Here is a 4,836-nt window from a genome sequence, read left to right as displayed (position 1 = left end):
AATAGATCGTATGTTCGCTAGGATTATGCGAGTTCGTCATAAAAAATCCTTTTGCTGTACGGCTAGAGGGTCGTTTTGAAATTTCAATATAATGATTGTCGTCCAAGTAATGAAAGAGGTTTTCTTCTGGAACGGAGAATAAAGAATTCATCTGAGCCTTTGTAGCTATTTCTTTTATTGCCATGTGAAATTTAGGTTCGACGGTATTTTCCAATATGAATAAAAATACACTTAAGAATGTAGCGAGGATTAATACCGGTTTTATCAGTATAATGTGCGAGATTCCAGTGGCATTAATAATCAAAAGCTCTAAATTTTTATAGAGCAAAGAGAGAGTTTCTGTGGTTGCTATCATGAAACAAAAAGGGATGATTTGTGAAAGGATGGAGGGAAAAATCAAACCAGATATTTTCACCAAAAGGATCATTGACTGGGAGCTATCTGATACAAAATTGATGCGTTGCAGAGTCTGTAACATCCAGGAGACAGAGAGGATAAGAAGGCATAAAGTCAGAAATGTTCTGCATATGCGACGTGATATATAAATTTGGAATAATTTCATATGAATCATTATGGATGGTTAGATTTTAGCTTTTTTGTGGTTTATCCGAGAGCAAGGCATTGAAAGTTTTCATGAGATCATTGTATGATTCTTCTGTTGGAGATTTTTTGGCATTCACTTACATGTATACCTTATATTATATGTTATATGTATTGTCAGTTAATTTTTATTTTGTGTCTGAGCCTTTATAAGATCTGAAGGGGTTTATTCACTATTTGGTAGTGTTAGCGAAAAGATAAGGTAAAAGCATATGGACATAAAACTTTCGTTTGCAAAAAAATCTTCTATGGAAGGTGATCTTGCGATTCTTTTGAAAACCAATTTTTCGGATGTAACAGGTTTGCCTTCAGTTGATCTTAAAGGTGTCGTAGCGCGTGCTGCAGCTATTAAGAATTTTACAGGAGAATCTAGGTCCAGTTTAAATATTCTTGTTCCTGAATCGTGTCCGTTTGATCGTTTGGTTGTTTTGGGAATAGGTGATCCGGCTAAGGACAAAAATTTTTCTTGGTTAAAGGAAGGTGGAAACGCGGCTTCTTATTTAGAGGGGTCTAAAAAGGTTGAGATATTTATTGATGCTCCTGGTTGTTCTGTCACAGAAAAGGAAGTCAGAGATTTTGCTCTTGGGTTTAAGTTGAGATCTTATGCTTTTGATCGTTATAAGACGAAAAAGGCACGAGACGTTCGTGATTCATCTGAAAAGAATATATCTGTCACAATTGTAACGAAAGTATCTGACGAGACAGGAAAGTCTTTGGAAGATATTAAAGCAGTTGTTGATGGTGTTAATTTGGCTCGAGATATTGTCAATGAGCCAGCGAATGTTTTAGGAACAGTTGAGTTTTGCGAAAAAGCCAAACAGCTTGAAAGTCTTGGGATTGAAGTTGAGATTCTTGATAGAGATGCCATGGATAAGCTAGGGATGAAGTCTCTTTTGGGTGTGTCTCAGGGATCAGTTCGTCCTCCATACTTGGTGGCAATGAAATGGAATGGTGGCAAGAAAGCAGATCTTCCTCTTGCGTTTGTTGGGAAAGGAGTTGTTTTTGATAGCGGAGGTATTTCTATAAAACCTTCTGCTTCGATGGAGGAGATGAAAGGTGATTGTGGAGGAGCCGCTGCTGTTATCGGGTCTTTGTGCGCTCTAGCAACACGTAAAGCTAAGGCTAACGTAGTTGGTATTTTAGCGCTCGTCGAAAATATGCCGGATGCTGCTGCACAACGTCCTGGTGATATTGTTAAGTCAATGTCTGGTCAAACCATTGAGATAATTAACACCGATGCAGAGGGAAGACTTATTCTGGCGGATGCTTTATGGTATTGCCACACTCACTATAAGCCTCGTCTGATGATTGACTTGGCAACACTAACTGGTGCAATTTTGGTGTCCTTAGGAAGTGTTTATGCGGGGTTATTTTCCAATGATGATGTACTATCCCAACAATTGGTTTCTGCGGGATTGTCTACAGAAGAGTTGGTTTGGCGTATGCCTATGAATAAGGCTTATGATAAGTTTCTTGAGAGCAAATTTGCGGATATGAAAAATATTGGAGGGCGTCTTGCTGGTTCTATTGTTGCTGCTCAGTTTTTAGAAAAATTTGTCGCAGAAGTTCCTTGGGCACATATAGATATTGCTGGGACAGCTATGGGCAAAGAACCTGATGAGATTAATCAATCTTGGGCATCTGGTTTTGGCGTTCGTTTATTGAACGAATTTGTAAGGGTATGTTATGAGGCATGACAAAGTTTTTCTTCTATCTTTCGCAGAATTGGCAGAAGGACTTGTTGCTTTTCCTCGAAAAATCTTACAGAAGCAGGCAGAGAGTCGTTGTTCAGTGTGGATCGGAGGAAATGCGTGATGTGTTGAATGAATACTTATGGACTTGGAAAGCAGATAGCTTTCTTCCTCATGGTGTCGATGTCGGTGAGGAAGGAGTTTGTTCCTCTATTCAACCGATTCTATTAACGATAAGTTCTGACAATGCTAACCTAGCTACGGTACGTTTTTTTGTTGATAATGCGATATGTAGAAACGAAGATATAGATCTTTATAACAAGTTGGTTTTCATTATGGATAGTCATTCTCAAGAGAGTCTTAGGTTGGCACGTAAGAGTTGGCAGTATCTCAAGAATCAAGGATATAAGCTAGCTTTTAAGGATATAAGTCAAACTGAGTTAGGATTGTTGTGAAGATCGCCGTATTCTAAGGAACTATGGCGGAATGATATTATAGATTTGGTTTGAAAAGTATTTTCGATTTTGGATGGTTTTTGGAAGTTTGGATATTTTTTCATCCATTAAGAGAAAAAATTATCTATTCAGAAAAGGTTTCTAAGTTTGTTGGATTTGAGACTTTCTGAAAAGACAAGAATAATTAAGAATAGTTGTGAAAGGATAGATATTAGATATGGCTCTAGAAAGAACTTTTTCAATGATAAAGCCTGATGCTGTTAGGCGTGGTTTGACGGGGGTTATCGTTCAAAAATTAGAGGATTGTGGATTGCGTGTCATTGCATCCAAACTCGTATTTATGCATAAAAGCCAAGCAGAAGGTTTTTATGAAGTACATAGAGATCGTCTTTTTTTTAATGAATTGGTTCAAACAATGACTTCGGGTCCGGTTGTGGTGCAGGTTCTTGAAGGAGAAAATGCTATACGTAAAAATCGTGAAATTATGGGAGATACGAATCCGCAGAAGGCTGATAGTGGCACTATCCGTCAGGAACATGGAATCTCTATAGGCGAAAATTCGGTGCATGGTTCAGATTCTTTAGAAACTGCCAAACAAGAAATAGCGTATTGGTTTTCTGTTGTTGAGCTTGTAGGGCTTAAGTAGCTTTCTGGGAGAGTTTGGAGGGTAAGGACGCATAAACATAAATTTCTGTAATAATCGCCTGATATTAGACGATTCATATGATATAGAAAAAGTTTTTTTGACCGTTATTTAGGAAAAACATCCTCAATACATATGAAAATAGGGGCAGGTGATTTCGATCAATCAACGTTTAGATCTGGCAGAGGATAGTATGATAGAACGGTGGTTTTCTGTTGGAAATTTTCTTGTCTTTTTTATATTATTTCAATTTATCTTGTTGATTTTGGTTATGCTAGGGAGGGAAGCACGAGCCGTATGTGTCTTTAAACAATCATATGCGATTATAGTGATACGTAAGGGATTCTCCTTTAATCGTTGGATACGGACAAGAAAGGATGTTTTTGGATAAAGAGATCTCTTCTGAAGATGCTATCGTACTGGCTTCGTTTGCCGACAAAGTCAGGTGCTCAGAAATTTTTTCTTGTTATTTGGGTGGGGGGAAGCCATTTAAGCACTGAAGCAAGAAAAACAGCGGTGTTTTTATCTAAAATTTATCATCCTTAAACTTTTAATCGCAATTCTTCCTTTGGTTTTCTTTGTATGACCAGTTCTTAGAGTTACTTCCTTTCGTCCCTTATGAAAAAATGAATGTATCCGTTCGATTATCAATATCGACATTGAGGTATTTTAGTTAATTTTTTATTATTAACTATCCCCCAAAAACATATTTGTTTTTCCATAGTGCTTTATGCTAAGAGAAGATTGTTCTAGCAAATTATATTTCTGAAGATATATTTTAAAAAGCATTATTGGGAAAATTTATGAGTTTTTATAAGGGTTTCGCCTCTCGGATTAATTCATTGCGATATTCTTGCGAAGGAAGCTTTTTTGTATGTGCGACCATTATGTTGCCAGTTATTTTTATCGCGATTGGTATGGCGCTTGATATTTCTTCCTGGATGTACTACCGAAACTCTTTGAAGCAGGCATCTCATACGACGATTCTTGCCGCTTCAACCGAATTATCTGAATCTCTCAAAGGGCTTTTCTCGGGTAAGGTAGCGATACGAGATATACAACAGTATGCAAAACGATATTTAGAAGGAACTCTTGTTTCTGATTTTAGTAAAGAAGATATTAATAAAATTATTCGATCTTTAGAAATTAATATTGAGAAGGATAAGGATAACACGAGCGGAGCTTACATAATACAATTACATTCTCATTATGATATGTCGTTAAATTCATTTTCATGGGCTATGCATGCTATTGGCATACACTCGATAGGAGTAGATGTGGTTGTTAAGGGATATGCAAGGCCTGAGAGTTCGCACAAAGAGATGGCAGCATCAATACAGATGGTGATCGATGTGTCGGGTTCTATGGGTTTTCCACAGTATATAGAAAATGAGTCGCAACAACCTATTCTGTTAAATTGTTATGGAATTCCTTATCCGAAGATGCC

Annotated in this window: 5 protein-coding genes; 4 read left to right on the top strand and 1 reads right to left on the bottom strand. The window is 37.3% G+C overall.

Going from position 1 to position 4,836, the window contains the following annotated elements:
- Nucleotides 1-562: LptF/LptG family permease (locus tag H0G72_RS01600; RefSeq protein WP_182016942.1), on the bottom strand; the 562-nt coding region annotated here is incomplete at its 3' end.
- 250 nt (nucleotides 563-812) lie between these two features.
- Here H0G72_RS01600 and H0G72_RS01595 point away from each other — a divergent pair.
- The 4 genes from H0G72_RS01595 to H0G72_RS01580 form a co-directional block, all read left to right on the top strand.
- Nucleotides 813-2,297, top strand: a complete 1,485-nt coding sequence (locus tag H0G72_RS01595; RefSeq protein ID WP_182016940.1) for a leucyl aminopeptidase — start codon at nucleotides 813-815, stop codon at nucleotides 2,295-2,297.
- Nucleotides 2,294-2,746 (top strand): DNA polymerase III subunit chi, encoded by a 453-nt coding sequence (locus tag H0G72_RS01590; RefSeq protein WP_182016938.1) that lies wholly within the window; start codon nucleotides 2,294-2,296, stop codon nucleotides 2,744-2,746. Before H0G72_RS01595 ends, H0G72_RS01590 begins: the two co-directional genes overlap by 4 nt.
- Nucleotides 2,747-2,963: 217 nt before the next feature.
- Nucleotides 2,964-3,392 (top strand): nucleoside-diphosphate kinase, encoded by a 429-nt coding sequence (ndk, locus tag H0G72_RS01585; protein WP_182016936.1) that lies wholly within the window; start codon nucleotides 2,964-2,966, stop codon nucleotides 3,390-3,392.
- 800 nt (nucleotides 3,393-4,192) lie between these two features.
- On the top strand, nucleotides 4,193-4,836 hold a 644-nt coding region (locus H0G72_RS01580; RefSeq protein ID WP_182016934.1), incomplete at its 3' end, for a hypothetical protein.

The organism is Candidatus Liberibacter sp. (genome assembly GCF_014048425.1).
Classification (GTDB): Bacteria; Pseudomonadota; Alphaproteobacteria; order Rhizobiales; family Rhizobiaceae; genus Liberibacter.
This window is presented reverse-complemented; position numbering and strand designations above follow the sequence as displayed.